Genomic DNA, 24827 nt, shown 5'->3' on the forward strand with positions numbered 1-24827 from the left:
ACCGCAAATTTACTACCCAGCTCTCAATCCTTCTCCTATGCTGGGAAATTATTTACCAGTTCTGCAAGAAGTTTTAAAACAGTGCTTATTTCTTGTTCTGTATTGTAGCTATGCAAACAAAAACGAAGTCTCTCCTGACCCGCAGGAACTGTAGGAGATAGAATAGGTTTTACATCAAAACCAGCTTCATTTAGCTTTCGCGAAAGCATTTTTACATTAGAATTACCCGGAATTACAGCCGATTGTATAGCCGATTTTCCTGCGATAAAGCGGGATTTTAGACCTAAAAAGTCGGTTTTTTTGATAAAAAATTGGATGTTTTCGGGTAGTTTTTTCAAAGCTATAATCTCATTATCAGGACGGTATAGTTGATTATAGGATGAAATGATAGTTGCAACAGCATGCGGAGCAAGAGCTGTGGTATAAATTAGGCTTCTGGCAAAATTGACCAAATACTTTTTTAATTGCTCGCTTCCTAAAATGGCGGCGCCATGGCAGCCCAGAGCTTTGCCAAAAGTAACCAGCCGTGCAAAAACTTTATTTTCTAATCCCAATTGCTGAATTAAACCTTCACCATTCTTGCCGAAAACGCCAACAGCATGCGCTTCATCAACAATGAGATGGGCATTATATTTTTCACACAGAAAAACGAGTTGTTCCAAATCAGGATTATCGCCATCCATAGAAAAAACAGATTCTGTGACAATATAAATTTCATGGTTTTTCAGGTTACGACTGCGCTCAACCTGACATAAACGTTCTAAATCTGCTAAGTCGTTATGCTTGAATTTGTATGATTTGGCCAGACTTTGCAGCATGCCATCTCGTATGCTCGCATGAATGAATTCGTCATACAGAATTACATCTCCCCGCTGCGGCACCGAACCAAAAAAACCAATATTGGCAGCATAACCCGAATTGAAAATCAAAGCAGCTTCCGTTTTATGAAAGCCACAAAGCAGATTTTCTGCCTCATCGTATAACTTATGATTTCCTGAAAGCAAACGCGAACCAGTAGCGCCATTTGTTTTTAAGCCTGAGGCATTCAGAATTGCTGAAGTCTGGCTAAAAATGCTTTCGCTTTTAGCGAAACCCAAATAATCATTAGATGAGAAATCAATCAATTTTGACTGATGAGTGAGTGCCCGCAGCGAATTACTTTCGGTACGTTTATCGAGCTTGGCTTGTAGTTTTTGAGGAAGCATATTACAAAGATAAATGCATCGTTCTACCTACCAAAGAAGTTTGGCAAGACCTACAAGGTTTTAAAACCTTGCAGGACAATTATTCCTATAAAATTATCGTTTTTCAATAATTTTTATATATTTGTTATCGTAAAACAATAATATTTTAATTATGAAAATAAAACAAGTAGTACTTATTCTCGCTGTTTCGGCTTTAATTATTTTAGGCACTATGGCCTTTTTTGCAGATAAAATTAGCATAGGTGTAACTTATCATTGATGATTATGATTTTAAACAAACTTTTTAAGCTGCTTATTGATCTGGCCTTTTACCTGATGATTCCCATTTTAATCTTTTTTCCTGGAACTATTTTATATATCCTGTTTTTCCCGGAACAAGCAATTATCAACGTGAATACACCTTTTACAGAAAACGGTTTCGGGGTTAAGGCAATACTTTTTACAATTGTATTTTTCGTGCTTTTCGTGTGGTTTTTTCTAGGGTTTTACCAGTTGCGCAAATTTGCCGGCCAACTTTTAAAGCAAAAACTATTTTCTAAAGAAGTAATTAAAAGCACCCAAAAGGCAGGTCGGTTTTTTATCGCTTGTGGATTGGGTTCATTTATTTTTATAGCAATTACCTCAATACTTACAAATGAAGACAGAATAAGCATCACTTTTGGCACTTCAAATCTCAGTTTACTTCTATTCTTGCTCATTGTAGGCGTACTTTTTTTACTACTGAGCGACGCCTTCAAAAAAGCTTTATTCTTAAAAAAAGAAAACGATTTAACTGTTTAGCAAATTCTTCGCCTTTAATCTTATACCCATGAAACTTTCCAGACTATTCAAAATTTTAATTGACGTCCTATTTTATGTAACAGTTCTCACAGCTGTATCATACCCAATTGCAGTAATTTTTTCTGACATTTCCTCTACTGCTAAATCGCTGCTAGAAACTGAAGGACCTTATGCTACACTTCTAAACATTGCACAATTTATATTCATCCTATTTTTAGCATTTATCCTTTATCAATTCCGCAGGTTTGCAATAATTTTAAAAGAAAACAGGCTTTTTTCAAAGGAGGCTATTTTAAAAATAAAAAACATTGGAATGCTTTTTAATAGCCTTGGTATAGCTATTTTCTTATTGCAGGTCCTTATTAGAATTGACAGTATACATTTCTCTTTTTCTGAGATTGTAATAGTAATCGTTCCAAGTTTTATAGGATTTGGTATTCCGTGCTTTATGGTTGGTGTTTTCTTTCTACTACTCAGCGACGCCTTCAAAAAAGCTTTATTATTAAAAGAAGAAAATGATTTAACTGTTTAGCATGCCTATAATTATCAACTTAGATCAGGTTCTGGCAGATCGAAATATGAAAAGTAAAGAGCTGGCTGAAATCATAGACATTACCGAGGCCAATCTTTCTATCTTAAAATCAGGTAAAGCAAAAGCAGTTCGATTCTCAACACTTGAAGCTATTTGTGAAGCTCTTGAATGTCAACCGGGAGATTTGATTGCTTATATAAAAGAGTAATTCTATTCTTAGCATTCTTTTATTAAATACTCTCTTCCAGTTTCTTTAATTTTAGAAACCAATCAAGAAATCACCTAATGGAAATTGCCGATTTTGCTATAAAAATAGGTTGTGCAATTGCTGCCGGCTTAATAATAGGCGTAGAGCGTGAACTAAAAAATAAAAGCGCCGGGCTTAAGACTAATACCTTAGTCTCTTTAGGTTCTGCCGTTTTTGTACTTATTTCTCTTAAGTATCTTCATGAAGACAATACAGATATAACGCGCGTATTGGGACAGGTTGTGACGGGTATTGGTTTTCTGGGGGCAGGCACTATTTTACAGGATAAAGATAAAATTAAAGGACTTACAACGGCGGCTACAATCTGGTGTGCCGCTGCTGCAGGATGCCTTTCTGCTGCTGGGATGTTTGGGGAACTATTTATTCTCACATTTGGCGTTGTGATTATTAATTATGTTTTTGGTCTTATAGATGATAGAATAGGAAAAAGACGGAAGACAAATAATTAGCTTTAAATGAGAGTCTTAAAAAATCCGGTAGAAACCTTTATAAACAACTCCTCTGCTGGGAGTATATTTTTGCTCCTATTTACAGTTATAGCATTAGTCTGGGCAAATTCACCCTGGCAAGATATCTATCATTCCCTTTGGCAGGAAGATTTCTCAATCGGTTTTACTGAGTCTGACTTTGTGATCACACATCCTTTGTACCTATGGGTAAATGATGGGTTGATGACTATTTTCTTCTTTTACGTAGGTCTGGAGATAAAAAGAGAGATTTTAGCCGGTGAGCTTACTACATTACGCAAAGCCTCAATGCCAATTTTTGCGGCTCTTGGAGGGATTTTAGTGCCTATAGGCATATTTTTTCTGTTTGTTCTCATAACAAATCAAGACCGGGGAGCTACTGGCTGGGGAATACCTATGGCCACAGATATTGCATTTTCATTAGGCATTTTACATCTTTTGGGTAAGCGTGTTCCTTTAGGATTAAAAATATTCCTTACAGCTTTTGCCATTATTGATGACATTGGTGCGATACTGGTCATAGCCTTCTTTTATAGCAGTGAAATTCAGTTCAACTATCTGTTTATCGCATTGGGAATATTATTGATATTGGGAATTTTAGCCTACTATAAATTTCATTCTAAATACATTTTACTCATCTGTGGCATTGCTGTATGGATTCTGTTTACCGAATCTGGTGTGCATCCTACAATTGCGGGTGTTTTGCTCGCTATGGTAATTCCTTCAGCGAGAAGCGAGCGATTAGATAATTTGTTAGGAAAAGTTGAAAATTCGCTCGATACATTCAAGGAAACCGAAGAGCCAGACCTCGTACTATCTGATGAGCAACAGGAGGCGGTTGACGATATCAATGTAATCACAGATAGAGTACAGTCTCCTATGCAACAGCTGGAAAACGGATTAAGCGGTTGGGTTTCTATCGTGATCATGCCCATATTTGCCCTTGCAAACGCAGGTATTACATTTGATGCAGAATCTTTTAATCAACCTATGCTGCTCATTCAAATAGGAGTAGCTATGGTGGTGGGTAAAATTATCGGCATTAGTTTGGGTAGTTTTTTAGCCCTTAAAGCAGGTATTGCACATTTACCCAAAGCAATAGAGATTAAAGACATTATAGGTCTTAGCTTCCTGGGCGGAGTAGGTTTTACCATGTCTTTATTTATTGGCGAATTAGCATTTAGAGAAAACGATTTGCTTTCTGCTTCTAAAATAGGAATCCTCTTTGGGACTGTAATTGCCGGTGTAAGTGGTTACTTTATACTTCGCTACAGACTAAGACAAAAGAGCGATCCCAAATCCTGAAAATTTACAGGAAAACCGTAATTTCATCACAAAACTAAATTTGATGCGATTACTCTTAGCCCTACTCCTTTTAAGCTTCACTCTGCAAGCACAAACAAACACGTATGATATCTCCTTTAAAAATGCCGTTCATCACGAGGCCGTTGTTAAAGCTACATTTCCTAATATCAAAACCAAAACAGTAAAGCTGCAAATGAGCAGATCGTCACCGGGAAGATATGCTTTGCATGAATTTGCCAAAAATGTGTACAGCGTGAAGATCACAAATAGTAAAGGCGATGAGCTTAAGTACACAAGACCTGATCCCTACTCTTGGGAAATTTCTGGGCACGACGGTACGGTGAATGTTGAATATACTTTATTCGGGAATCGCGGCGACGGGACATATTCCCAAATTGATGAGACGCACGCCCACCTCAATATGCCGGCTACTTTTATGTATGTTGATGATATACAATATCGGCCTATAAAGGTCACTTTTCAGCCCAGAGGAGACCTAAACTGGAAAGTTGCCACGCAGCTAAAAGCTCTAAAAGGAAATACTTTTTACGCGCCCAATCTCTATTATTTTATGGATAGCCCTACAGAAATAAGCGATTATGATTTACGCGAATTTGACCTTGATGGTAAGCACATCAGATTTGTTTTACACCATCTGGGTACGGAAGCAGAAGTTGACACTTATTTTGAAAAAGTAAAAAAGATCGTAGAACAGGAAAAAGCAGTTTATGGTGAATTGCCAGATTATGATTATGGCGAGTACACATTTCTGGCTTGTTATATGCCCAATGCTTCTGGTGATGGTATGGAACACCGCAACAGCACAATTCTTACAGATACAGAAGGTCTCGCTGAAGGCGGAATGGAAAATAATATAGGTACGGTTTCTCATGAGTATTTTCACTCGTGGAATGTTGAGCGCATAAGGCCAGCTGATCTGGAGCCATTTAAGTTTGACAAAGCAAATATGAGCGACGCACTTTGGTTTGCCGAAGGTTTTACAAGTTATTACACCAATCTTATACTTTGCAGAGCGGGGATTATCACTCCTGAAAAATACATTAGTGGTCTCACCGGTACTTTTAATTATGTGTGGAATTCTCCCGCACGCGATTATTTCAACCCTATAGAGATGAGCAGGCAAGCGCCTTTTGTAGATGCGGCTACTTCTGTAGATCCTGTAAATCGTGAGAACACATTCATTTCATACTATTCCTACGGAAGTGTTTTAGGCCTGGCTCTCGATCTTATCTTGCGCGAAAAAGGGCTCAATCTGGACGATTTTATGCAAAAAATGTGGAAAACTTATGGCAAACCTGAAGTAGCCTACCAAGTTTCAGACATAGAGGAGACACTTGGTGATTATGCAGGAGAAGCTTTCGCGAAAGCTTTCTTTGATAAGTATATTTACAAAAGTGAAATGCCAGATTATAAAGAACTTTTACAGCAGGTAGGAGTTGTTCTCTCACAAGATGATTCTAAAGCTTACCTGGGAGCATCATTAAAGGAAACGGAAGATGGCTTGCTGATATCAAGAAACACTGCAAAAGGAAGTCCCGCTTACACTGCAGGACTTGATAGTGGTGATTTAATTACCACTTTAAATGGTAGTCCTGTTACATCTTTAGATGCATTCAATTCAACAATTGAAAATTCTAAACCCGGTGATAAGTTGAGCATAGGGTTTAAAAGTTATCAAAAAGATGAAAAAACGGAGGTTAAGCTCTCAAAAGATCCTGCTTATTCATTTTCAATAGATGAAAATGCTGGTAAAAATCAGCTAAAAGAACGTGAAAACTGGCTCAAAACAAAGTAAAATCGGCTAAGTTTTCTAAGCATAAAAAAAGCCCTTACAGATTTTGTAAGGGCTTTTTCTTTATTGAAATATTATTAGTCTGCTAATATGATTGCATTATTATCTTTCATCTCTAACGTACCAGAAGAAATTTTTAATAGCATCTCATTAGCTTCTTTACCTTGAGTAAATTTTGATTTAAACTTCTCCTTTATGGTAATGTTGCCCTTTATTTTAACTACTCCCTCTTCAAGAAGAGAAACAATAGGCGCGTGATTATCCAGCATTTGAAATTCACCATCTGTACCAGGAACGGTTACAGAAGTTACATCTCCGCTAAATAAAGTCGCTTCAGGACTTACAATTTCTAAGTGCATAAATATGTTAATTTATCTTTTTCGCGAAGGCGAAAAACAATCAATATCTTAAGCTTCTGCAAGCATTTTCTCACCAGCTTCTATAGCCTCTTCAATAGAACCTTTAAGGTTAAAGGCTGCTTCAGGAAGATGATCTAACTCACCATCCATAATCATGTTAAAACCTTTAATTGTTTCCTTAATATCTACAAGTACACCAGGTATACCTGTAAACTGCTCTGCTACGTGGAAAGGCTGAGATAAGAAACGTTGTACACGACGTGCACGGCTTACCGCTTGTTTATCTTCTTCAGAAAGTTCTTCCATACCTAAGATGGCAATAATATCCTGAAGTTCTTTATATCGTTGCAATAACTCTTTTACGCGTTGAGCACAGTCATAATGCTCGTCACCTAAAATATCTGCTGTAAGAATACGCGAAGTAGAATCTAACGGGTCAACCGCAGGATAAATACCTAACTCTGCAATCTTACGAGAAAGTACAGTTGTTGCATCAAGGTGAGCAAATGTTGTTGCTGGTGCAGGGTCAGTTAAATCATCTGCAGGTACGTAAACCGCTTGTACAGATGTAATAGATCCTCTTTTAGTTGAAGTAATACGCTCTTGCATCGCACCCATCTCTGTTGCAAGTGTAGGCTGGTAACCTACTGCAGATGGCATACGACCTAAAAGTGCAGATACTTCAGAACCCGCTTGTGTAAAACGGAAGATATTATCTACAAAGAAAAGTACGTCTTTCCCCTGGCTGTCTCCAGCACCATCACGGAAATATTCTGCGATAGTTAATCCTGAAAGCGCCACACGAGCACGAGCTCCTGGAGGTTCATTCATCTGTCCGAATACGAAAGTTGCTTTAGATTCTTTCATAGCTGATTTATCAACTTTAGAAAGATCCCAACCGCCTTCTTCCATAGAGTGCATAAATTCATCACCGTATTTTATAATACCAGATTCAAGCATCTCACGCAGTAAATCGTTACCCTCACGAGTACGCTCACCTACTCCGGCAAATACAGAAAGACCACCGTGTCCTTTTGCAATATTGTTGATCAACTCCTGAATCAATACCGTTTTACCTACACCGGCACCACCAAATAAACCAATCTTACCACCTTTTGCATAAGGCTCAATAAGATCAATTACTTTAATACCTGTAAATAAAACTTCTGTAGAAGTTGAAAGATCTTCAAATTTTGGTGCCTCTCTGTGAATAGGAAGTCCTGCATTACCTGCTTTAGGAAGGTTACCTATACCATCGATGGCATCACCAATAACATTAAATAAACGTCCATATACATCTTCACCTATTGGCATTTGTATAGGAGCTCCAGTTGATAAAACCTCTGTACCACGGCTTAGACCATCTGTAGAATCCATAGAGATGGTTCTCACAGTGTTCTCACCCACGTGCGATTGCACTTCAAGAACCAATAATGTTCCGTCAGGTTTTGTGATTTCTAAAGAATCATAAATTTTAGGAAGAGATGTGCTGTCAGCAAACTCAACATCTACAACAGGACCAATAATCTGGGCAACTTTACCTGTAACTTTTGACATTCTTAACTATTTAATGTTTAGCAAAATATGTAGCCGAAAAAAAATTATATGTGTTTTAAAATACACTGATTTTTCGTCGTGCAAAGATAGTTTTTAATATTTAAATACCTAAAACTCTTTTTATGGATTTTTTAAGATGACTGATCTTAGTTTCAATTTACAGTAATAGACACTGCATATATAGTTTATCTGCTATTATAAAAAGGTAAAAATTTGCAATTAGAGGTTATTAATCGTTAAAGAAAGATAATATTGCGAGCCTATATAACCCGTACCATATGCAGTAAAATACTCATTACCGAGTAAATTACTGGCTCCTGCTTTAAAAGTGGCTTTTAAAACTGGGATTTTATAATTTACCTGAGCATCAACAACAGAGTATGCCGGCACATTACCATCTGCAAATGTGGCCTGCCAGAAAAATGCATCACTCCACCTGTAACTAAATTTAAAACCAAAATTTTCAAAAAGCTCGTTTACTCCTAAAGAGGCCTTCACACGATGTTCAGGTGTATTAAAGCTTGTTCTAAAATCAGGATCTGAAGCCTGATCAAAATCCTGCTTGGCATATGTGTAATTAGCATCGAGTGAAAATTTATCAAAAACAGTTGTTCCTAAACCTATCGTAGCACCGTATGATTTCACTTTAGTATCAGAATTTGTATATGTTGAGTAGGCAGCATAGTCATTATTTTGAAGAGCCAGTAATGAAAGTGTATTATCGCCCACCTCACCATACAGCGGCACAAGTGTTGTTTCATTTGAAATGAAATTAGAATACACATTATAATAAACACTCGCATCAATACTCAATTTTTTAAGCTGCCCTCTATAGCCAACTTCATAAACCACTGCCTCTTCCGGTTTAACCAGATCTACAATAGCTTTTTCCGGGGCACCGGCACTTACAGAGTTTAGCGAAAAAGAATTTTCATAAGCCTGTCTCCCTACAACCGTCGCTCTTTGAGTTCCTGTGATGGTTTGCCCTGTTCCACTCAATGGATAAGTGCGAATATCCCTGTCTAAATTACTTTCTGCAGAACCTACAAGTACAGCTCTTCCCGCATCAAGACCAATAAACAGATCTTGTGTTGTAGGATTTCTAAATGCCGTTTGCACGGAAGCTCTTAAATTTTGATTACGCTTTTCTCCTAATGTATAGCCCACCGAAAATCGAGGCGTTACCTGACCATCAAACAACTCAGATTTATCGTAGCGCATTGAACCCGTAAGTTTCAACCGCTCATCTGCCAGCTTTTTCTGGATTTGTGTATAAATACCAAATTCTGAGTACGTGATAGGCCCGTCATAATCTGTGAAAATTGTTCCAAAAGAATTGAGTTTATATTCTCTGAAAGAACCCCCTAATTGTATTTCTGCAAAATCACTGGTAAGATGCGTGAAATTATAGTTGGCATCTACATGCCTAAGCTGGGTTTCATCTTTAAACTGCGCCCCCGTGGCCAGCTGAGGATCATTGATTACTTTATTAAAAGCAGCCATAAAAGCAGCTGTTCCCGGCATAAGCCTTCCTGCATCAGCTGTTTGTCGCCCTACCAGATGAGCCTGCTCTTCAGGAGCACCAGCGAGCGTAGCTTGTATATAAGCGCCAGCGTACTCCCCAAACCATTGATCATCAGACTTCCATGATCTGTTTAAATTTATAGCAGCAAAACGAGTATCATATGAATTGCCTGCATCTTCTGCTGTTATGTAACCACGTACAAAGAAGTTGTTGTTTTTAATCTCGATTTTATGCTGCTGTAGAAAAAAACCGCCTAAAACATAACGGTTAGAACCCTGATAAATAGTTGAACCCACTCCTATTTTACCTGCGTAAATTATCTCAAAATCGGTTGCAAATGGCCTATAATGAATAGCCGCGTCAAATTTTATGCTTTCAGCTTTATAATTAGTAAGACTTTGCTCTGCATATCCCGTCCTGCTTACAACTTCATTAGGCAGAAAATTCTGAGCACCTTGCGGAATGACACCAGCGTTAGCAAGCGCCTGCCCCACCCCCAGAATATTTGTACTCACTTCGTCGCCATATATATTGAGTCCGTCATAATTAGGATCTGCACGTGTAGCACCCGGATTAAGCACATCATCTTCATTTACAGCGTACCAATCTGTGCCTCTTAAATAGGAAAAATTAGCTTTCGCAGCAAACTTATCAGAAAAAGCATGAGCTGCACGAATGCCATAATCGTAGAATTCATTATCTCCCGCTGCATCCTGAGAAGTAATACCTCCTTTAAAATAGGTACTTATTCCCTGATGATCAAAAGGGTTTTTGCTGGTCATAAACAAAATACCATTAAAGGCGTTGGCACCATATAAAGCAGAAGAAGCTCCCGGAAGAAGCTCAATACTGTTTACGTCAAGATCAGACATACCTAAAAGGTTTCCGAGTACAAAATTGAGAGCAGGAGAAGCATTATCCATCCCATCTACCAGTTGTACAAACCGATTATTAGCAAAAGAGGCAAAACCCCGTGTATTTATTGATTTAAAAGTTAAGCTATTTCTATTCATGTCAACCCCTTTAAGGTTTTCCAGACCACCATAGAAATCTGCAGAGGCGGTATTTTTAATATCTCTTATATCAAAACTTTCTACAGATACAGGCGATTCAAAAATACGCTCCGGGGTACGAGAAGCTGAAACTATTATTTCTCCCAACTGGGTCTCATCTTCAATCAAAATAACATTTACAACCTGATTGTTCATGTCTATCGCAATCGTTTGCGAAATAAAACCAAGATTAGAAATTACAAGATTAAAAGGAAGAGATTCATTAGTGGTAAAAACAAACCTACCATCAAAATCTGTGGCGGTGCCCAGATTAGTATCCTCTACAGTAATATTTGCCCCGGAAACAGGTACCCCATTTTCGTCCTCAACGGTACCGGTTACTGTAGTTTGACTAAAAGAAAAGAATACACTAAATAAAAATACAAGAAAAGTAATGCGCTCTCTCATTTATATAAATTTAGATTTACATAAACAATGTACGCATTTTTCAAAATATTAAGTCAATCAGGCTAAATATTTAAGCCCTAACGCAATAACTACTCTACCGTAACAGATTTTGCTAAGTTACGAGGCTGGTCAACATTTTTATTAAGCATTACAGCAATATGATAAGAAAGTAATTGCAGCGGTATGGTGGTTAATAAAGGAGACATTGAGTCCATACTTTCAGGAACTTCTATAACATGATCTGCAAGTTCTTTTACAGTAACATCACCTTCTGTAACAATACCTATTATTTTTCCTTTGCGAGATTTTATTTCCTGAATGTTGCTAACAACTTTTTCATAATGACCTTTTCGCGTAGCTATAACAACTACCGGCATCTGTTCATCTATAAGAGCAATTGGCCCGTGCTTCATCTCTGCAGCAGGATAACCTTCCGCATGAATATAAGAGATCTCCTTAAGCTTTAAAGCGCCTTCAAGGGCAACCGGAAAATTAAATCCACGGCCCAGATATAAGAAGTTCCTTACATCTTTATAAACTTCGGCTACTTCCTTAACGTGATCGTTAGATAAAAGGGCACGCTCAACTTTTTCTGGGATCAATTCTAACTCCTGCAGGTGTAAGTGAAAATCTGATGTCGAAATCTTTCCTTTCTCTTTAGCAATCTTAAGAGCTATCAAGGTAAGAACGGTAATCTGCGTTGTAAATGCTTTAGTAGAAGCAACACCAATTTCTGGTCCTGCATGCGTATATGCTCCCGCATGAGCTTCGCGCGAAATAGAAGAACCTACCACATTACAAACTCCAAAAACAAAAGCGCCATTCTCTTTAGCCAGTTTCATAGCAGCCATTGTATCTGCAGTTTCTCCACTTTGAGAAATCGCAATTACAATATCATCTTTAAACAACACAGGATCACGATACCTAAATTCTGAAGCGTATTCTACTTCTACCGGTATTCTTAGCAGTTCTTCAAAAATATATTCTGAAACCAAGCCTGCATGCCATGATGTACCACAAGCTACAATCACAATACGTTTAGCATTGACAAACTTATCTATGTTATCATCTACTCCGGCTAATTTTAATATTCCTTCTTTAGAACGCATGCGTCCTCTAAAAGTATCTCTTATTGCCTGTGGCTGCTCGTAAATTTCTTTAAGCATGAAATGGTCGTAACCGCCTTTCTCTATTTGCTCAAGATTTAATTGTAACTCTTGTATATACGGGTCTGCAACTAGCTCATCGTTCTTAATCTTAAGAATTTTGATATCTTTCTGCGTTCGAACGATAGCCATTTCACCATCTTCCAGATAAATAGCATTTTGAGTATACTCTATAAAAGGCGTAGCGTCTGAAGCAATAAAATATTCTCCTTCTCCAACCCCAATAGCCAGTGGGCTACCAAGACGTGCCACTACGATCTCATCTGGCTTATTTCTGTCTATAACTGCAATTGCATAAGCGCCTACCGTCTGGTTAAGTGCTATTTGAACAGCTTTACCAAGCTTAACACCTTCATTTTTCTTTACATCTTCTATAAGATTCACAAGAACCTCTGTATCTGTATCTGATGTAAAAGTGTAACCGCGTTTTATAAGTTCTTTCTTTATAGCATCGTAATTCTCGATTATACCGTTATGTATAATTACAAGATCACCACTATTAGATTGATGAGGATGAGCATTTAGATCATTAGGAATACCGTGAGTTGCCCAACGTGTATGACCTATACCAATATTTCCTTTTGTAGAAATTTCGGTTATTGCTTTTTGCTCCAGGTCTTCAACCTTTCCTTTTGTTTTACACAAGTTTATATTTTCACCATCAAAAAGTGCGATTCCCGCACTATCATAACCTCTGTATTCCAGACGTTGCAATCCTTTAAGAATTATAGGATATGCTTCCCTGTGACCTATATAACCAACAATACCACACATAAAAAACTAGTTTGAAGATGAGCTAGTATAGTAAATATTCAGTTTAACCTGTTTACTTTCATCTGCACCTTGATTACCGTAAAGAATTGTTCCTTTCTGAGACAAAATAGAACCAAAAGGCACTCTGTTAGGTTTATCTTCAGAAGAAGTACCCTCAATTGAGCCAGTAGAAGTTAAACCTACATTCTGACTTACTACAAGACCAAGCTTTGTTGCCGGACTCTCGTTTGAAGAATTCAATAAAGACTTTAAATATTCAGTAATCCTGATCTTGTAGCTTATGCCCTTACCACTTGCATCTCTTGTTAACGGCCCAAGATGAGTAGTTATACCATCTGCTCCCGATGCTCCTGCAGTAGCTTCAAAAGTGTAATCAACAAGCGGCTGATTTGTATCTAAATTATAAATATAAAGACGCTCAGGTTCGTCATAGTTCTGACCTCCCAATGCACTTATCTTAGATTGATCAACGTAAAATGTAATATTAGCCTCCCTGATTAACCAGGTACTATCTCTTAAAGTTTCTAAACGTTCAGGGATGCCATCATTATTATCATCAGGACCAAAAAGATCTATTACAGCCATACTACCCTGACCTCCTTTTAAATATAAATTTTCATCCCCATTTTCCATATCAGGAGTTCCTACAGCATCGGCGATCTGAGGCTTGAAAGAATTATCAAGTCCCGTTAATGATATCGTGCGCAGACCACCTGACTCTGATGTTGAGTACAACTGCAAATCAAGTGTTCCACTAGTGGTAGGCTCATTAGTACCATATCTGTAATACAGAGTAATCTTGGTCGCACTCAAGTTATAAAGGAAGTAAGAACCTTTATTATTAGCAAGCGGTTGAACCTTGAAATAAATTCCTCTGAAATAATTTTTAAAATTATTATCATTAAAAAGTACGTTATCTCCGCCTTTATCAATAATTGCCTGTTTCCAGTATTCTGTTCCTAATGAAAGGCGCAAAGCTGGCTCTGTGTACGTTATAACAGCACTTTGATCTTCTGCATCTGCAGCAGCCGGTAAATCTGTTCGTACGGGTTTGTTTGATGGCACAAAATTCTCAGCAGCAAATAAAGAATCACCTTCTATTCCCTGAAAATCGCTCATTTGGTTAGAATAATAGATCGCTCTGTCTTCAAAATCAGGAGGTGTGTTATCCCCTAAAAAGTAATTTGAGCGATATGCTATTAAATTCATAGGAGTGTCACCATACACAGAATCCAGTGTATACACAGTATTTCCTTCTGCATCGATACTAGAAGTACTAAAATAGGGCATGCTAAAAATGACGCTATCAAGAACCACATTATCGCCAAATACAGGATTACTTCTTGACAAAACAACCTGGCTTAGTGAAGAAGCGGTTGTAGTACCATAAACAGGGTCATCATAAATACCCAGAGATCCCAGAGATGTGCCATTTGTTTGTACCCCTAAAGTATCAAAAAACCTTTTTGTATAAGTAGTGACAGGCAATGAAAGACTATCAGATTTAAAATTTGTGCTATCAACTATATTGCTTCCCAGAGGTTGAAAATCATTCTCGCAGGATAACATAAGTGTAAAAACAAATAGCACAGCTACCGTCCTTAAGATTAAGGTTGTAAATTTCATTCGTATAATATTAGTCAAGGACTTTTGTAGTGTAGAATTCTTCGTAGGCTTGTGCAAACTCCTCTTTCTTCTTAAAAGGGAGAACAGGTATCTTGGTAGTATTTAAATATTTTACCAGATCTTCACTAAGCTCTGCAGATCCTACTATTGCAGCATCAGAATTTTTAATCGCAACTTTCATTAGATTCTCATAAGAAGGAGATTCTAACTCTGCGATATCTTTTTTATCCACCCCATCAAAAGCAATTTTATCAATCATTTGCTCATTTAACGTGCCTTCGTAGCCAGAATTGTATACAGATGTAACAATCTTACTTTTCTTAAATAATGGCTCACTAGCATAATAAACCTTTAGGTAAAGAGGGAGTAATGATGCTAACCAACCGTGCACATGTATTATATCTGGAGCCCAATTAAGTTTCTTTACAGTTTCTACCACCCCTTTTGCAAAGAATATTGCGCGCTCATCATTATCTGCAAAGAGCTTACCATCTTCATCTGTAAAAGTGGCCTTACGCTTAAAATACTCTTCATTATCAATAAAATAAACCTGAATACGTTCTTTAGGGATAGAGGCAACCTTTATAATTAAAGGCATGTCAAAATCATTGATAACGAGGTTCATTCCAGATAGACGTATAACTTCATGAAGCTGATGCCGTCTTTCATTAATATTGCCGTATCTGGGCATGAAGATCCGGATTTGACCTCCTTTGCTGTTTACCATTTGAGGGGCATCAAATGACATCGAGGCGATTTCGGTTTCCGGTAAATAAGGTATAACTTCAGATGATACGTACAATATCCTCTTATCTTTCATAGAGTAATTCTTAATTGCTATTATGGCTAAAAAACACGCAAAATTACGAAAATTTATGCAGATTGCCAGTAAAATACTAATTTTGCGCCCTGTTAATTTTTACCCTAATGGCCGTATTTACTAAAAGACATGAAATATCAGCTGCTGTTGCAAACCTTAAAAATTCTGGTAATTCAGTCGGTTTTGTTCCCACTATGGGCGCTTTACACTCCGGCCACGCCAGCCTTATAGAATTTGCATTAAAGCAGGTTGATAAAGTAGTGGTGAGCATTTATGTGAATCCTACTCAATTTAATAACTCAGGAGATCTTGATGCTTATCCTCGTGATCTTGACTCTGATGTTCTCTTTTTAGAGCCTTTCGGCGAAAAGTTAATCATTTACGCTCCAGACTCAGATCAGGTTTATGGCGAGAATGTAAAATCATTTGACTACGATTTTGGCGGACTGGAAAATGAAATGGAAGGCAAATTTCGTCCCGGCCATTTTGAAGGTGTAGGTACAGTATTAAAATTGTTATTTGAAAGTGTAAATCCCGACAAAGCTTTCTTTGGGGAAAAAGATTTTCAACAATTACAAATAGTTCGCAAACTGGCAGAAATAGAAAAACTTCCGGTTGAGATAATAGGTGTGCCTATTCACAGAGCAGAAGACGGCCTTGCCGAAAGCTCAAGAAACAGACGATTAAATGCAGCACAGAGAGCGGCAGCTCCTTTCATATACAAGGTGCTGCAACAGGTAAATAAAGATTTTCAGCATAAAAGCATAGAACACATTAACCACTGGGTTGCAGATGCTTTTAAAGATCAACCAGAGCTCGAGCTTGAATATTTTGAAATTGCAGATTCTAAAACCTTAAAAACCGCCAAAAAACCATCTAAAAACGACAATTATCGTGCATTTATCGCAGTTTTTGCGGGAGAAATACGACTAATAGACAATATTCCCCTAATCTAATACCTAACTTTGCACTATGTTAGTCAATGTTGTAAAATCAAAAATTCACCGCGTTCAGGTTACTGGCGCAGAACTTCATTATATAGGAAGTATAACCATAGATGAAGATCTTATGGATGCTGCAAATATTATAGAAGGCGAGCGCGTACAGATCGTAAACGTAACAAATGGTGAGCGCTTAGAGACGTATGCTATCCCCGGCCCAAGAGCCAGTGGCGAACTTACGCTTAACGGTGCTGCGGCAAGAAAAGTGGCAAAAGGCGATATACTTATTCTTATTGTCTATGCTTTTATGAGCGAGGAAGAAGCAAGAAAATTTAAGCCTACTCTTGTTTTTCCTAATGAAAATAATCTTCTAAAATAGGTTGACTAAAAAGAGATTCATAAAGATTCTAAAAACGATCATTCCTTTAGGGTTAGGTGTTTTTTTAATCTGGTATTCTTTGAACAGCGCTACAGCAGAACAAAGACAAATTCTCTGGCAGAATATAAAAGCCGCAGATACTAAGTATATCTGGTTATCCCTCTTTTTTGGTATTACCAGTCATTTATCGCGTGCTTATCGCTGGAAATTCCTGTTAAAACCCTTGGGCTATAATCCCGCTTTTGCAAATAGATTTATGGCAGTAATGGTCGCTTACCTGGCAAACCTGGGCATCCCAAGATCTGGCGAAGTCTTACGTGGCGCTACGCTAACCACTTATGAAAAGATCCCTTTTGAAAAAGCCTTTGGCACTGTAATTTCAGAGCGTATCGCAGATTTTATAATGCTCATGCTGGTAGTGGGAGTAGCAATTATTTTGCAAAGCGAAAATTTACTCAGCTATCTAGATTCCAGAAATATCAATCCTCTTTTTACAGGAGCTGTTCTGGTTGTGCTTATTTTACTTCTTTTGATTTTTTTAAAGATCATACAACGCTCGACCCATAAATTCATAATTAAATTACGCGATTTCCTTAACGGACTTCTTGAAGGCATGCGCAGCATTCTTCACATGCAAAACAAAGTAGCTTTTATTTTTCATACTGTCTTCATCTGGGTAATGTATGTGCTTATGTTCTGGGTGATTAAATTCACCATACCAGAAATTGCCGAAGCTTCTTTTAGTATTATAATGGCTGCTTTTGTGGTGGGTTCTTTTTCTATTTCTGCTACAAATGGCGGCATTGGCGTATACCCCATAGCCATAGGCGCATTTCTCGTTTTTTTCGGCTTTAGCAAAGAAGGAAGTGAGGCATTTGGCTGGATAGTCTGGGGCTCACAAACAGCTCTTGTAATTGTTGTAGGCGCTCTTTCATTTTTATTTCTTCCTGTTTTCAACAGAAGAAAAAATGGTTAACTTGGGACTTTCTAAAAAAGCCCCAAATGAAAAAACAACTATTAATGCTGTTTGTCCTCGCGACAAGCAGTCTTCTCGCACAGGTTCAATACAAAGAAATTGAATCTTCAAAATTAAGTGAAACTCGTAAACTTAAAATCCAGTTACCCCGCAATTACGACAATAACAAAGACCACTCCTACCCTGTAATCCTGGTTTTTGACGCTGATTATCTATTTGAACCGGTGGCCGGCAATGTAGATTATTTTAGTTATTGGGAAGATATGCCTCAGGCTCTTGTTGTAGGCATTATGCAAAGTGATCGAGAGGCAGATTCGTATTACGATTCTAATTCACTGCCGGCAGAAAGCGGTGCAGATTTCTTCGAATTTATTGGTATGGAATTGTTCCCCTGGCTGGCAAATAATTACAGGATCACAAACTTTAACATTGCGGTAGGTCACGATCTCACGGCTAATTTTGCAAATAATTATTTACTGAAGAAACCAGCACTTTTTCAGGGATATATCTCTATTAGTCCAGATTTTGCACCACAGATGAAAAGCAGACTTTCTTCAATTTTATCAAATACAGAAGAACCTGTTTTTTACTATCAGGCCACAGGAACCGAAGATATTAAGCCTCTTAGAGACGATATTCTTGCTCTTGACACCGATTTTAAACAAATTAAAAACCCTAATTTTAAATATTATTTTGACGATTTTGATGGCGCAACACATTATACCCTTGCAGCACGTGCAATACCTAAAGCTCTAGAAGAACTTTTTGCCACCTACAGACCTATTAGTCAGAAAGAATTTAAAGAAGTTATTCTTAAACTCGATGAGACATCTGCTTATGATTATCTGGTAGAGAAGTATGCAACAATAGAATCTTTATACGGTTTAAAAACCCAAATAAGGATAAATGATTTCATAGCCGTCGCAGCTGCATTAGAAAAAAAACAAGATGCAGAAGCTCTGGAAAATCTAGGCAAACTGGCTAATAAGGAATATCCTAAAACCATGATGGGTAATTATTATTTGGCGAGATCTTATGAGATTGACGGCGAACCCAAAAAAGCAATGCGCACCTATCAAAATTCGTTAATGCTAAAAGAAGAAGGAAACATAAACAAAGATCTTATGATAAGCAGAGCAGATAAGATCAAAGAAGATTTTGGATATTAATGGCGAAAACAAAAACAACATTTTACTGCCAGAATTGCGGTGCTCAATTTGCTAAGTGGCAAGGGCAATGCACATCCTGCAAAGAATGGAATACCATTGCCGAAGAGGTTATACAAACTGAAGAAAAGAAAACCTGGAAACAGTCTGCAGAACCATCTGCTAAACGCGCGGCAAAACCTCAAAAGATAACTGAAATATCTACAACGGCAGAGGCCCGAATGAACACTAAGAACGACGAACTTAACCGCGTGCTTGGTGGCGGTCTTGTGCCTGGATCATTGACGCTACTGGGCGGTGAGCCGGGAATAGGGAAGTCAACTTTAATGCTACAAATAGCACTGAGCCTACCGTATCAAACGCTTTATGTATCTGGTGAAGAAAGCGCCCAGCAGATAAAAATGCGGGCAGAACGCATTAATCCTAACGCAGAAAATTGCCTCATTCTCACCGAAACCAAAACGCAAAACATCTTTAAACAGATAGAAGCGGTAGAACCTGACATTGTTATTATAGACTCTATACAAACGTTGCATAGCGATTATATAGAAAGCAGCGCGGGGAGCATTTCGCAGATTCGCGAAACCACTAGCGAACTTATAAAATTTGCTAAGGAAACTGCGACTCCGGTTATTTTAATTGGTCATATTACTAAAGATGGCAATATCGCGGGCCCGAAAATATTGGAGCATATGGTAGATACCGTACTTCAGTTTGAGGGTGATCGCAATCATGTCTACCGTATTTTACGTGCACATAAGAACCGCTTTGGTTCTACCAATGAACTTGGAATTTATGAAATGCAAGGCAGCGGCTTACGCGAAGTTTCAAATCCGTCTGAGATTTTAATTTCGAAGAATGATGAAGACCTTAGCGGGACTGCCATAGCCGCCACCTTAGAAGGCATGCGCCCATTGATGATAGAAATACAAGCTCTTGTGAGCACAGCTGTTTACGGCACACCGCAGCGTAGCGCGACGGGTTATAATGCGAAGCGGCTTAATATGATATTGGCTGTTCTTGAGAAAAGAGCAGGTTTTCGCTTGGGAGCGAAAGATGTATTTTTAAATATCACTGGCGGAATTTCAGTAGATGATCCCGCCATAGATCTTGCTGTCGTAGCCGCTATTTTATCGAGTAACGAAGATATCGCAGTAGCGAAAGATATCTGCTTTGCGGCAGAGATAGGTTTAGCAGGAGAAATACGCCCCATCCCAAGAGTAGAACAACGTATTCTGGAAGCTGAGAAGTTAGGTTTCGGAACAATTATGGTTTCAAAATATTGCAAAATTCCAAAAAAGAATTTCGTGATAAACATCATAAAAGTGGCAAAAATGAATGATGTTGTAGAGTATTTATTTGGTTAACCACAACCTGCAAGGTTTAACTAACCTTGTAGGTTTAACTTCGTGTTGATTTGGCTTCGTTCAAATGAAGACCTACAAGGAGGTTTTACGTAGAAAACAACACCTTGCAGGTCTAGACACGAAACGGCGAAATTTGATTTTAGTTGGATTATAGTTTTAAAATACTGCAAAATCCAAAAAGAACCTGCAAGGTTTTATCAACCTTGTAGGTTTAGCATTATCCAAACCTAAGAAGACCTACAAGGAAGCTTTGCTTATCAGCAAGCAACACCTAGCAGGTTGCAGATCGAAAAACTAAAAAACCACCTCTAAAAGGTGGTTTTTTACCATAATAAGCCGTTTTTTTCTCTAATAAAATTTCAGGTGAGATTAGTCTTTTAATGAAGCCGCCATATACTCACGATTCATCAAAGCCATATTCTCAAGTGAAATACCTTTAGGGCATTCTACTTCACAGGCACCTGTATTTGTACAGTTACCGAAACCTTCAAGATCCATTTGGCGTACCATATTAAGTACTCGAGTATCTGCTTCTACTTCCCCTTGTGGTAATTTTGCCAATTGTGCAATTTTAGCCGAAGTGAATAACATGGCGCTTGCATTTTTACAAGCCGCCACACAAGCACCGCAACCTATACATGTAGCCGCGTAGAAAGATTCATCTGCTTTTTCTTTTTGTACAGGAATGGCATTTGCATCAATTGTATTACCAGAAGTGTTGACAGAAACGTAACCACCAGCCTGCTGAATACGATCAAATGCAGATCGATCTACGATTAGATCTTTCACAACCGGAAAAGCCTTAGCACGGAATGGCTCTATAACAATAGTATCACCATCTTTAAACTTACGCATGTGTAACTGGCAAGTTGTAGTAAGACGATCTGGCCCGTGAGGTTCACCATTTATCTGTAGATTACAGCTACCGCAAATACCTTCACGGCAATCATGATCAAAAACAACGGGTTCTTCACCTTTATCATTCAGGTTCTCGTTAAGAACATCAAGCATCTCAAGGAAAGACATATCTCCATCAATACCATCAATCTGGTAATCAACAATTTTTCCTTTTGATTTGGCATCTTTTTGACGCCATATTTTAAGTGTAAGTTTCATTCTATGAATGTTTTAATCATACTTTTTACAAAGCACTTCTATTTAAAAAATAGTTTTTTATAAGTTATTTTGTTACTAGTTATTCTGTCTTTTTACGTTTAAGATACTTAATATATCCATTAAGAATTAAAAGTGTTTTACCGTAAATACCTCTAAACTCTTCTGCGGTCTCAGGTGAAATATATCCTTCATCACGTGCAATAATAAAATGATCTAAAGTTTCAAAAAGCGAACCTCTTGCCATTCTACAGAATTGAATATTCTCCTGAAAATGAAATCTTCCAAAACCCTCAGCCACATTGTTTCCTATAGACCTTGAAGAACGTATTATTTGACTTTGTAAACTATATTTTTCCTTTTCTGGAAACGTTGGGACTATTACATCTTTTACAAAATTTCTAAGTATCCTTGCCTCTTGCCGGCAACTCAACTCCTCAAAAGATTGTAAATTTCCCATTTACATTAAATCAAAATTTCAATAACCAATAACTTATTAACTTAATAATCTATTTATAACTTCTGGTTTTAACCTCAATATTTTCAAAAGTGAGGTTTTCTTTATGCAACTGTGCGGCTCTTGGGTCGCCCATATATTCCCATGCTGAAACGAATGTGAAATTCTCATCGTCCCTCAGGGCTTCTCCTTCTTCAGTTTGATATTCTTCTCTAAAGTGACCCCCGCATGATTCATTTCGCGTAAGCGCATCTTTAGCAAAAAGCTCTCCCAGTTCAAGAAAATCGGCCACACGACCTGCTTTTTCCAATTCCTGATTAAAGCTATCTTCAGTTCCCGGCACACGTACATTTTCCCAGAAATCTTTACGCAACTCAGCAATTTCATCCATTGCGCTCTGCAGATCTACTGCATTACGGGCCATACCACATTTGTTCCACATGATCTTACCTAATTTCTTGTGGTAATGATCTACAGAATGCTTTCCGCTTGCGTTCATTAATTTGCTTATACGATCACGCACATCTTTTTCAGCCTGATCAAACTCGGCTGATTCTGTAGAGATCGCTCCTGTACGAATATCTTGTGAAAGATAATCTCCTATTGTATAAGGAAGCACAAAATAACCATCTGCAAGTCCCTGCATCAACGCCGAAGCCCCCAGTCGGTTTGCTCCGTGATCTGAGAAGTTAGCTTCGCCGGCAGCGTAGCAACCCGGAATTGTAGTTTGTAAATTATAATCTACCCATAGACCGCCCATTGTGTAATGCACAGCGGGATAGATCATCATAGGTGTTTTGTATGGGTTTTGATCTACGATCTTCTCATACATCTGAAACAGGTTACCGTATTTGGCTTCTATTTCAGCTTCTCCTAATGCTCTTATTTCGGCATCAGTAGCATCTTTTATACCAGAACTTAGGGCTTTCTCTTTTCCGTAACGCATGAAAGCCGCACTAAAGTCAAGATAAACAGCCTCACCTGTCTTATTAACCCCATAACCCGCATCGCAACGCTCTTTAGCAGCTCTTGAAGCTACATCACGAGGCACAAGGTTACCAAAGGCAGGATAGCGACGCTCTAGGTAATAATCACGATCTTCCTCTTTAAGATCTGTAGGTTTTAATTTGCCTTCGCGAATGGCAATAGCATCTTCTTTTTTCTTAGGCACCCAAATACGACCATCATTACGCAATGACTCTGACATCAGCGTTAATTTGGACTGATGATCTCCGGAAACCGGAATACATGTTGGGTGAATTTGTGTAAAGCAAGGATTTGCAAAATAAGCTCCTCTACGGTGTGCTCTCCACGCTGCCATCACATTACTTCCCATCGCATTTGTAGAAAGAAAGAATACATTACCATAACCTCCAGAAGCGATAACCACTGCATGAGCAGCATGTCTTTCTATTTCACCCGTTACAAGATCACGTGCAATAATACCTCTCGCTTTACCATCTACAAGCACAAGATCGAGCATCTCATGACGATTGTACGCTTTTATTTTACCACGATTTATCTGGCGGTTCATAGCCGCATAAGCACCAAGTAAAAGCTGTTGACCGGTTTGTCCTTTAGCATAGAAAGTACGGGAAACCAATACCCCACCAAAGGAGCGGTTATCAAGCATACCCCCATATTCACGTGCAAAGGGAACACCCTGAGCAACACACTGGTCAATTATGTTTGAAGAAACCTCGGCCAGGCGATATACATTCTCTTCTCTTGAGCGATAATCGCCACCTTTTACAGTATCGTAAAAAAGACGGTAAACAGAGTCACCATCTCCCTGATAGTTCTTTGCTGCGTTAATTCCGCCCTGAGCGGCAATAGAATGCGCTCTACGTGGAGAATCCTGGTAGCAAAATGTTTTAACGTTGTAGCCCAACTCAGCAAGAGTAGCCGCTGCGCTACCACCGGCAAGACCAGTACCAATAACGATAACATCAATATTACGTTTGTTGGCAGGGTTTACCAGATTAATATGATTTTTATGATTGACCCACTTATCTGCAAGTGGTCCTTCAGGAACTTTAGAATCTAGTACTGACATAGTCTAGTTATTTAAAAAATGGTACAAGGCGATGAAAACGAAACCTAACGGAATCACAACAGCATAAACTTTAGCAAACTTTCTTAGCGCCTTTGCATATTTATTATTAAATCCTACCGACTGGAAGGATGATACAAACCCGTGATACAGGTGTAAAGCCAGAAACACAAAAGAAAGCACATATAAAGCAACGCGTACAGGACTTTCAAATTTTGCGGTCATCTCACCATAATAACGCATAGGGTCTTTAGGGTGAGACTCAACATATTTGTGCACGATCTCAGGAAACCAGAAATCATAAAAGTGAAGTCCCAGAAAAGCTAGAACCACAAGTCCGGAAAATAGCATATTTCTGCTTACCCATTTTGAATTACGGTTACCTTTAAAACTCACATACTTTACCGCACGAGCACTGCGATTGCGATACTCAAGAATAAAACCTAGCACAAAATGAAAAATCACACCAAAGATCAATATGGGTTGAAAAATCGCCTGTACGATAAAATTACTTCCCATAAAGTCTGAAAAGCTATTGAACGTATCTGGCCCCATTGTCGAGGTAATGTTGATTATAAAGTGCTGTGTTAAGAATAAAATCAGGAACAAGCCGGAAATTGACATCGCATACTTTCTGGCGATCGAAGAGGAAATAATTCCCATTTAAGAAGTATTTTTAATTAAGTGGATACAAAAATACACCGCAGAGCGGTCTTTA

Annotated in this window: 22 protein-coding genes; 11 read left to right on the forward strand and 11 right to left on the reverse strand. The window is 38.3% G+C overall.

Going from position 1 to position 24827, the window contains the following annotated elements:
• Positions 1 to 35: 35 nt before the first annotated feature.
• Positions 36 to 1205, reverse strand: a complete 1170-nt coding sequence (locus ACH3PA_RS06105; protein ID WP_416448456.1) for an aminotransferase class I/II-fold pyridoxal phosphate-dependent enzyme — start codon at positions 1203 to 1205, stop codon at positions 36 to 38.
• Positions 1206 to 1469: 264 nt separating this feature from the next.
• Between ACH3PA_RS06105 and ACH3PA_RS06110 the strand changes: the two genes are divergently transcribed.
• The 6 genes from ACH3PA_RS06110 to ACH3PA_RS06135 all read left to right on the forward strand — a co-directional run bounded on the left by ACH3PA_RS06110 (position 1470) and on the right by ACH3PA_RS06135 (position 6373).
• On the forward strand, positions 1470 to 1985 hold the full coding sequence (locus ACH3PA_RS06110; RefSeq protein WP_416448457.1) for a DUF2975 domain-containing protein: 516 nt from the start codon (positions 1470 to 1472) through the stop codon (positions 1983 to 1985).
• Between the two features lie 28 nt (positions 1986 to 2013).
• The gene (locus ACH3PA_RS06115) at positions 2014 to 2517 is read left to right on the forward strand and encodes a DUF2975 domain-containing protein (RefSeq protein ID WP_416448458.1); all 504 of its coding nucleotides are present in this window, start codon (positions 2014 to 2016) and stop codon (positions 2515 to 2517) included.
• Position 2518: 1 nt separating this feature from the next.
• The gene (locus ACH3PA_RS06120; protein WP_416448459.1) at positions 2519 to 2725 is read left to right on the forward strand and encodes a helix-turn-helix domain-containing protein; all 207 of its coding nucleotides are present in this window, start codon (positions 2519 to 2521) and stop codon (positions 2723 to 2725) included.
• 77 nt (positions 2726 to 2802) lie between these two features.
• Entirely contained in the window at positions 2803 to 3234 is a 432-nt protein-coding gene (locus ACH3PA_RS06125; RefSeq protein ID WP_416448460.1) for an MgtC/SapB family protein, read from the forward strand.
• A gap of 6 nt (positions 3235 to 3240) precedes the next feature.
• Positions 3241 to 4557, forward strand: coding sequence for a Na+/H+ antiporter NhaA (gene nhaA, locus ACH3PA_RS06130; RefSeq protein WP_416448461.1), 1317 nt, complete (start codon positions 3241 to 3243; stop codon positions 4555 to 4557).
• A gap of 43 nt (positions 4558 to 4600) precedes the next feature.
• The gene (locus ACH3PA_RS06135) at positions 4601 to 6373 is read left to right on the forward strand and encodes a M61 family metallopeptidase (RefSeq protein WP_416448462.1); all 1773 of its coding nucleotides are present in this window, start codon (positions 4601 to 4603) and stop codon (positions 6371 to 6373) included.
• 74 nt (positions 6374 to 6447) lie between these two features.
• Here the strand turns inward: ACH3PA_RS06135 and ACH3PA_RS06140 are convergent, their stop codons facing one another.
• The 6 genes from ACH3PA_RS06140 to ACH3PA_RS06165 form a co-directional block, all read right to left on the reverse strand.
• The gene (locus tag ACH3PA_RS06140) at positions 6448 to 6729 is read right to left on the reverse strand and encodes a F0F1 ATP synthase subunit epsilon (RefSeq protein ID WP_416446154.1); all 282 of its coding nucleotides are present in this window, start codon (positions 6727 to 6729) and stop codon (positions 6448 to 6450) included.
• A 48-nt stretch (positions 6730 to 6777) separates the two neighbouring features.
• Positions 6778 to 8286: a F0F1 ATP synthase subunit beta gene (gene atpD, locus ACH3PA_RS06145; RefSeq protein ID WP_416446152.1), complete on the reverse strand. Its 1509-nt coding sequence runs from the start codon at positions 8284 to 8286 to the stop codon at positions 6778 to 6780.
• Between the two features lie 219 nt (positions 8287 to 8505).
• Positions 8506 to 11271 (reverse strand): TonB-dependent receptor, encoded by a 2766-nt coding sequence (locus tag ACH3PA_RS06150; protein WP_416446150.1) that lies wholly within the window; start codon positions 11269 to 11271, stop codon positions 8506 to 8508.
• An 89-nt stretch (positions 11272 to 11360) separates the two neighbouring features.
• On the reverse strand, positions 11361 to 13211 hold the full coding sequence (gene glmS / locus ACH3PA_RS06155; protein ID WP_416446148.1) for a glutamine--fructose-6-phosphate transaminase (isomerizing): 1851 nt from the start codon (positions 13209 to 13211) through the stop codon (positions 11361 to 11363).
• A 6-nt stretch (positions 13212 to 13217) separates the two neighbouring features.
• Complete coding sequence (locus ACH3PA_RS06160) at positions 13218 to 14837, reverse strand: DUF4270 domain-containing protein (protein WP_416446146.1); 1620 nt, start codon at positions 14835 to 14837, stop codon at positions 13218 to 13220.
• Between the two features lie 10 nt (positions 14838 to 14847).
• Positions 14848 to 15657 (reverse strand): glycogen/starch synthase, encoded by an 810-nt coding sequence (locus ACH3PA_RS06165; protein ID WP_416446144.1) that lies wholly within the window; start codon positions 15655 to 15657, stop codon positions 14848 to 14850.
• Positions 15658 to 15764: 107 nt separating this feature from the next.
• Here ACH3PA_RS06165 and panC point away from each other — a divergent pair, with 107 nt between their 5' ends.
• The 5 genes from panC to radA are packed head-to-tail and all read left to right on the forward strand — an operon-like array spanning position 15765 to position 20486.
• Entirely contained in the window at positions 15765 to 16613 is an 849-nt protein-coding gene (panC, locus tag ACH3PA_RS06170; protein ID WP_416446142.1) for a pantoate--beta-alanine ligase, read from the forward strand.
• A 16-nt stretch (positions 16614 to 16629) separates the two neighbouring features.
• On the forward strand, positions 16630 to 16977 hold the full coding sequence (gene panD, locus ACH3PA_RS06175; RefSeq protein ID WP_416446140.1) for an aspartate 1-decarboxylase: 348 nt from the start codon (positions 16630 to 16632) through the stop codon (positions 16975 to 16977).
• A 1-nt stretch (position 16978) separates the two neighbouring features.
• The gene (locus ACH3PA_RS06180) at positions 16979 to 17953 is read left to right on the forward strand and encodes a lysylphosphatidylglycerol synthase transmembrane domain-containing protein (protein ID WP_416446138.1); all 975 of its coding nucleotides are present in this window, start codon (positions 16979 to 16981) and stop codon (positions 17951 to 17953) included.
• A gap of 26 nt (positions 17954 to 17979) precedes the next feature.
• Positions 17980 to 19122, forward strand: coding sequence for an alpha/beta hydrolase (locus ACH3PA_RS06185; protein WP_416446136.1), 1143 nt, complete (start codon positions 17980 to 17982; stop codon positions 19120 to 19122).
• Positions 19122 to 20486: a DNA repair protein RadA gene (gene radA / locus ACH3PA_RS06190; protein ID WP_416446134.1), complete on the forward strand. Its 1365-nt coding sequence runs from the start codon at positions 19122 to 19124 to the stop codon at positions 20484 to 20486. The genes ACH3PA_RS06185 and radA overlap by 1 nt, the downstream gene beginning before the upstream one ends.
• A gap of 369 nt (positions 20487 to 20855) precedes the next feature.
• On the opposite strand, the gene ACH3PA_RS06195 is transcribed toward radA, so the two are convergent.
• The 4 genes from ACH3PA_RS06195 to ACH3PA_RS06210 all read right to left on the reverse strand — a co-directional run bounded on the left by ACH3PA_RS06195 (position 20856) and on the right by ACH3PA_RS06210 (position 24772).
• On the reverse strand, positions 20856 to 21602 hold the full coding sequence (locus ACH3PA_RS06195; protein ID WP_416446132.1) for a succinate dehydrogenase/fumarate reductase iron-sulfur subunit: 747 nt from the start codon (positions 21600 to 21602) through the stop codon (positions 20856 to 20858).
• 79 nt (positions 21603 to 21681) lie between these two features.
• Positions 21682 to 22059: a four helix bundle protein gene (locus ACH3PA_RS06200; RefSeq protein ID WP_416446130.1), complete on the reverse strand. Its 378-nt coding sequence runs from the start codon at positions 22057 to 22059 to the stop codon at positions 21682 to 21684.
• A gap of 49 nt (positions 22060 to 22108) precedes the next feature.
• The gene (locus ACH3PA_RS06205; protein ID WP_416448463.1) at positions 22109 to 24112 is read right to left on the reverse strand and encodes a fumarate reductase/succinate dehydrogenase flavoprotein subunit; all 2004 of its coding nucleotides are present in this window, start codon (positions 24110 to 24112) and stop codon (positions 22109 to 22111) included.
• Positions 24113 to 24115: 3 nt separating this feature from the next.
• A complete protein-coding gene (locus tag ACH3PA_RS06210; RefSeq protein ID WP_416446126.1) occupies positions 24116 to 24772 on the reverse strand; it encodes a succinate dehydrogenase cytochrome b subunit in 657 nt (218 codons plus the stop codon).
• Between the last annotated feature and the right edge of the window lie 55 nt (positions 24773 to 24827).

The organism is Leeuwenhoekiella sp. A2 (genome assembly GCF_047946655.1).
Taxonomy (GTDB): Bacteria; Bacteroidota; Bacteroidia; order Flavobacteriales; family Flavobacteriaceae; genus Leeuwenhoekiella.

What these genes read in the sequence shown, in the direction of transcription:
- ACH3PA_RS06105 (WP_416448456.1), bottom strand. Translation starts at nt 1,205, where the DNA reads ATGCTTCCTCAAAAACTACAAGCCAAGCTCGATAAACGTACCGAAAGT.
- ACH3PA_RS06110 (WP_416448457.1), top strand. Translation starts at nt 1,470, where the DNA reads ATGATTTTAAACAAACTTTTTAAGCTGCTTATTGATCTGGCCTTTTAC.
- ACH3PA_RS06115 (WP_416448458.1), top strand. Translation starts at nt 2,014, where the DNA reads ATGAAACTTTCCAGACTATTCAAAATTTTAATTGACGTCCTATTTTAT.
- ACH3PA_RS06120 (WP_416448459.1), top strand. Translation starts at nt 2,519, where the DNA reads ATGCCTATAATTATCAACTTAGATCAGGTTCTGGCAGATCGAAATATG.
- ACH3PA_RS06125 (WP_416448460.1), top strand. Translation starts at nt 2,803, where the DNA reads ATGGAAATTGCCGATTTTGCTATAAAAATAGGTTGTGCAATTGCTGCC.
- nhaA (WP_416448461.1), top strand. Translation starts at nt 3,241, where the DNA reads ATGAGAGTCTTAAAAAATCCGGTAGAAACCTTTATAAACAACTCCTCT.
- ACH3PA_RS06135 (WP_416448462.1), top strand. Translation starts at nt 4,601, where the DNA reads ATGCGATTACTCTTAGCCCTACTCCTTTTAAGCTTCACTCTGCAAGCA.
- ACH3PA_RS06140 (WP_416446154.1), bottom strand. Translation starts at nt 6,729, where the DNA reads ATGCACTTAGAAATTGTAAGTCCTGAAGCGACTTTATTTAGCGGAGAT.
- atpD (WP_416446152.1), bottom strand. Translation starts at nt 8,286, where the DNA reads ATGTCAAAAGTTACAGGTAAAGTTGCCCAGATTATTGGTCCTGTTGTA.
- ACH3PA_RS06150 (WP_416446150.1), bottom strand. Translation starts at nt 11,271, where the DNA reads ATGAGAGAGCGCATTACTTTTCTTGTATTTTTATTTAGTGTATTCTTT.
- glmS (WP_416446148.1), bottom strand. Translation starts at nt 13,211, where the DNA reads ATGTGTGGTATTGTTGGTTATATAGGTCACAGGGAAGCATATCCTATA.
- ACH3PA_RS06160 (WP_416446146.1), bottom strand. Translation starts at nt 14,837, where the DNA reads ATGAAATTTACAACCTTAATCTTAAGGACGGTAGCTGTGCTATTTGTT.
- ACH3PA_RS06165 (WP_416446144.1), bottom strand. Translation starts at nt 15,657, where the DNA reads ATGAAAGATAAGAGGATATTGTACGTATCATCTGAAGTTATACCTTAT.
- panC (WP_416446142.1), top strand. Translation starts at nt 15,765, where the DNA reads ATGGCCGTATTTACTAAAAGACATGAAATATCAGCTGCTGTTGCAAAC.
- panD (WP_416446140.1), top strand. Translation starts at nt 16,630, where the DNA reads ATGTTAGTCAATGTTGTAAAATCAAAAATTCACCGCGTTCAGGTTACT.
- ACH3PA_RS06185 (WP_416446136.1), top strand. Translation starts at nt 17,980, where the DNA reads ATGAAAAAACAACTATTAATGCTGTTTGTCCTCGCGACAAGCAGTCTT.
- radA (WP_416446134.1), top strand. Translation starts at nt 19,122, where the DNA reads ATGGCGAAAACAAAAACAACATTTTACTGCCAGAATTGCGGTGCTCAA.
- ACH3PA_RS06195 (WP_416446132.1), bottom strand. Translation starts at nt 21,602, where the DNA reads ATGAAACTTACACTTAAAATATGGCGTCAAAAAGATGCCAAATCAAAA.
- ACH3PA_RS06200 (WP_416446130.1), bottom strand. Translation starts at nt 22,059, where the DNA reads ATGGGAAATTTACAATCTTTTGAGGAGTTGAGTTGCCGGCAAGAGGCA.
- ACH3PA_RS06205 (WP_416448463.1), bottom strand. Translation starts at nt 24,112, where the DNA reads ATGTCAGTACTAGATTCTAAAGTTCCTGAAGGACCACTTGCAGATAAG.
- ACH3PA_RS06210 (WP_416446126.1), bottom strand. Translation starts at nt 24,772, where the DNA reads ATGGGAATTATTTCCTCTTCGATCGCCAGAAAGTATGCGATGTCAATT.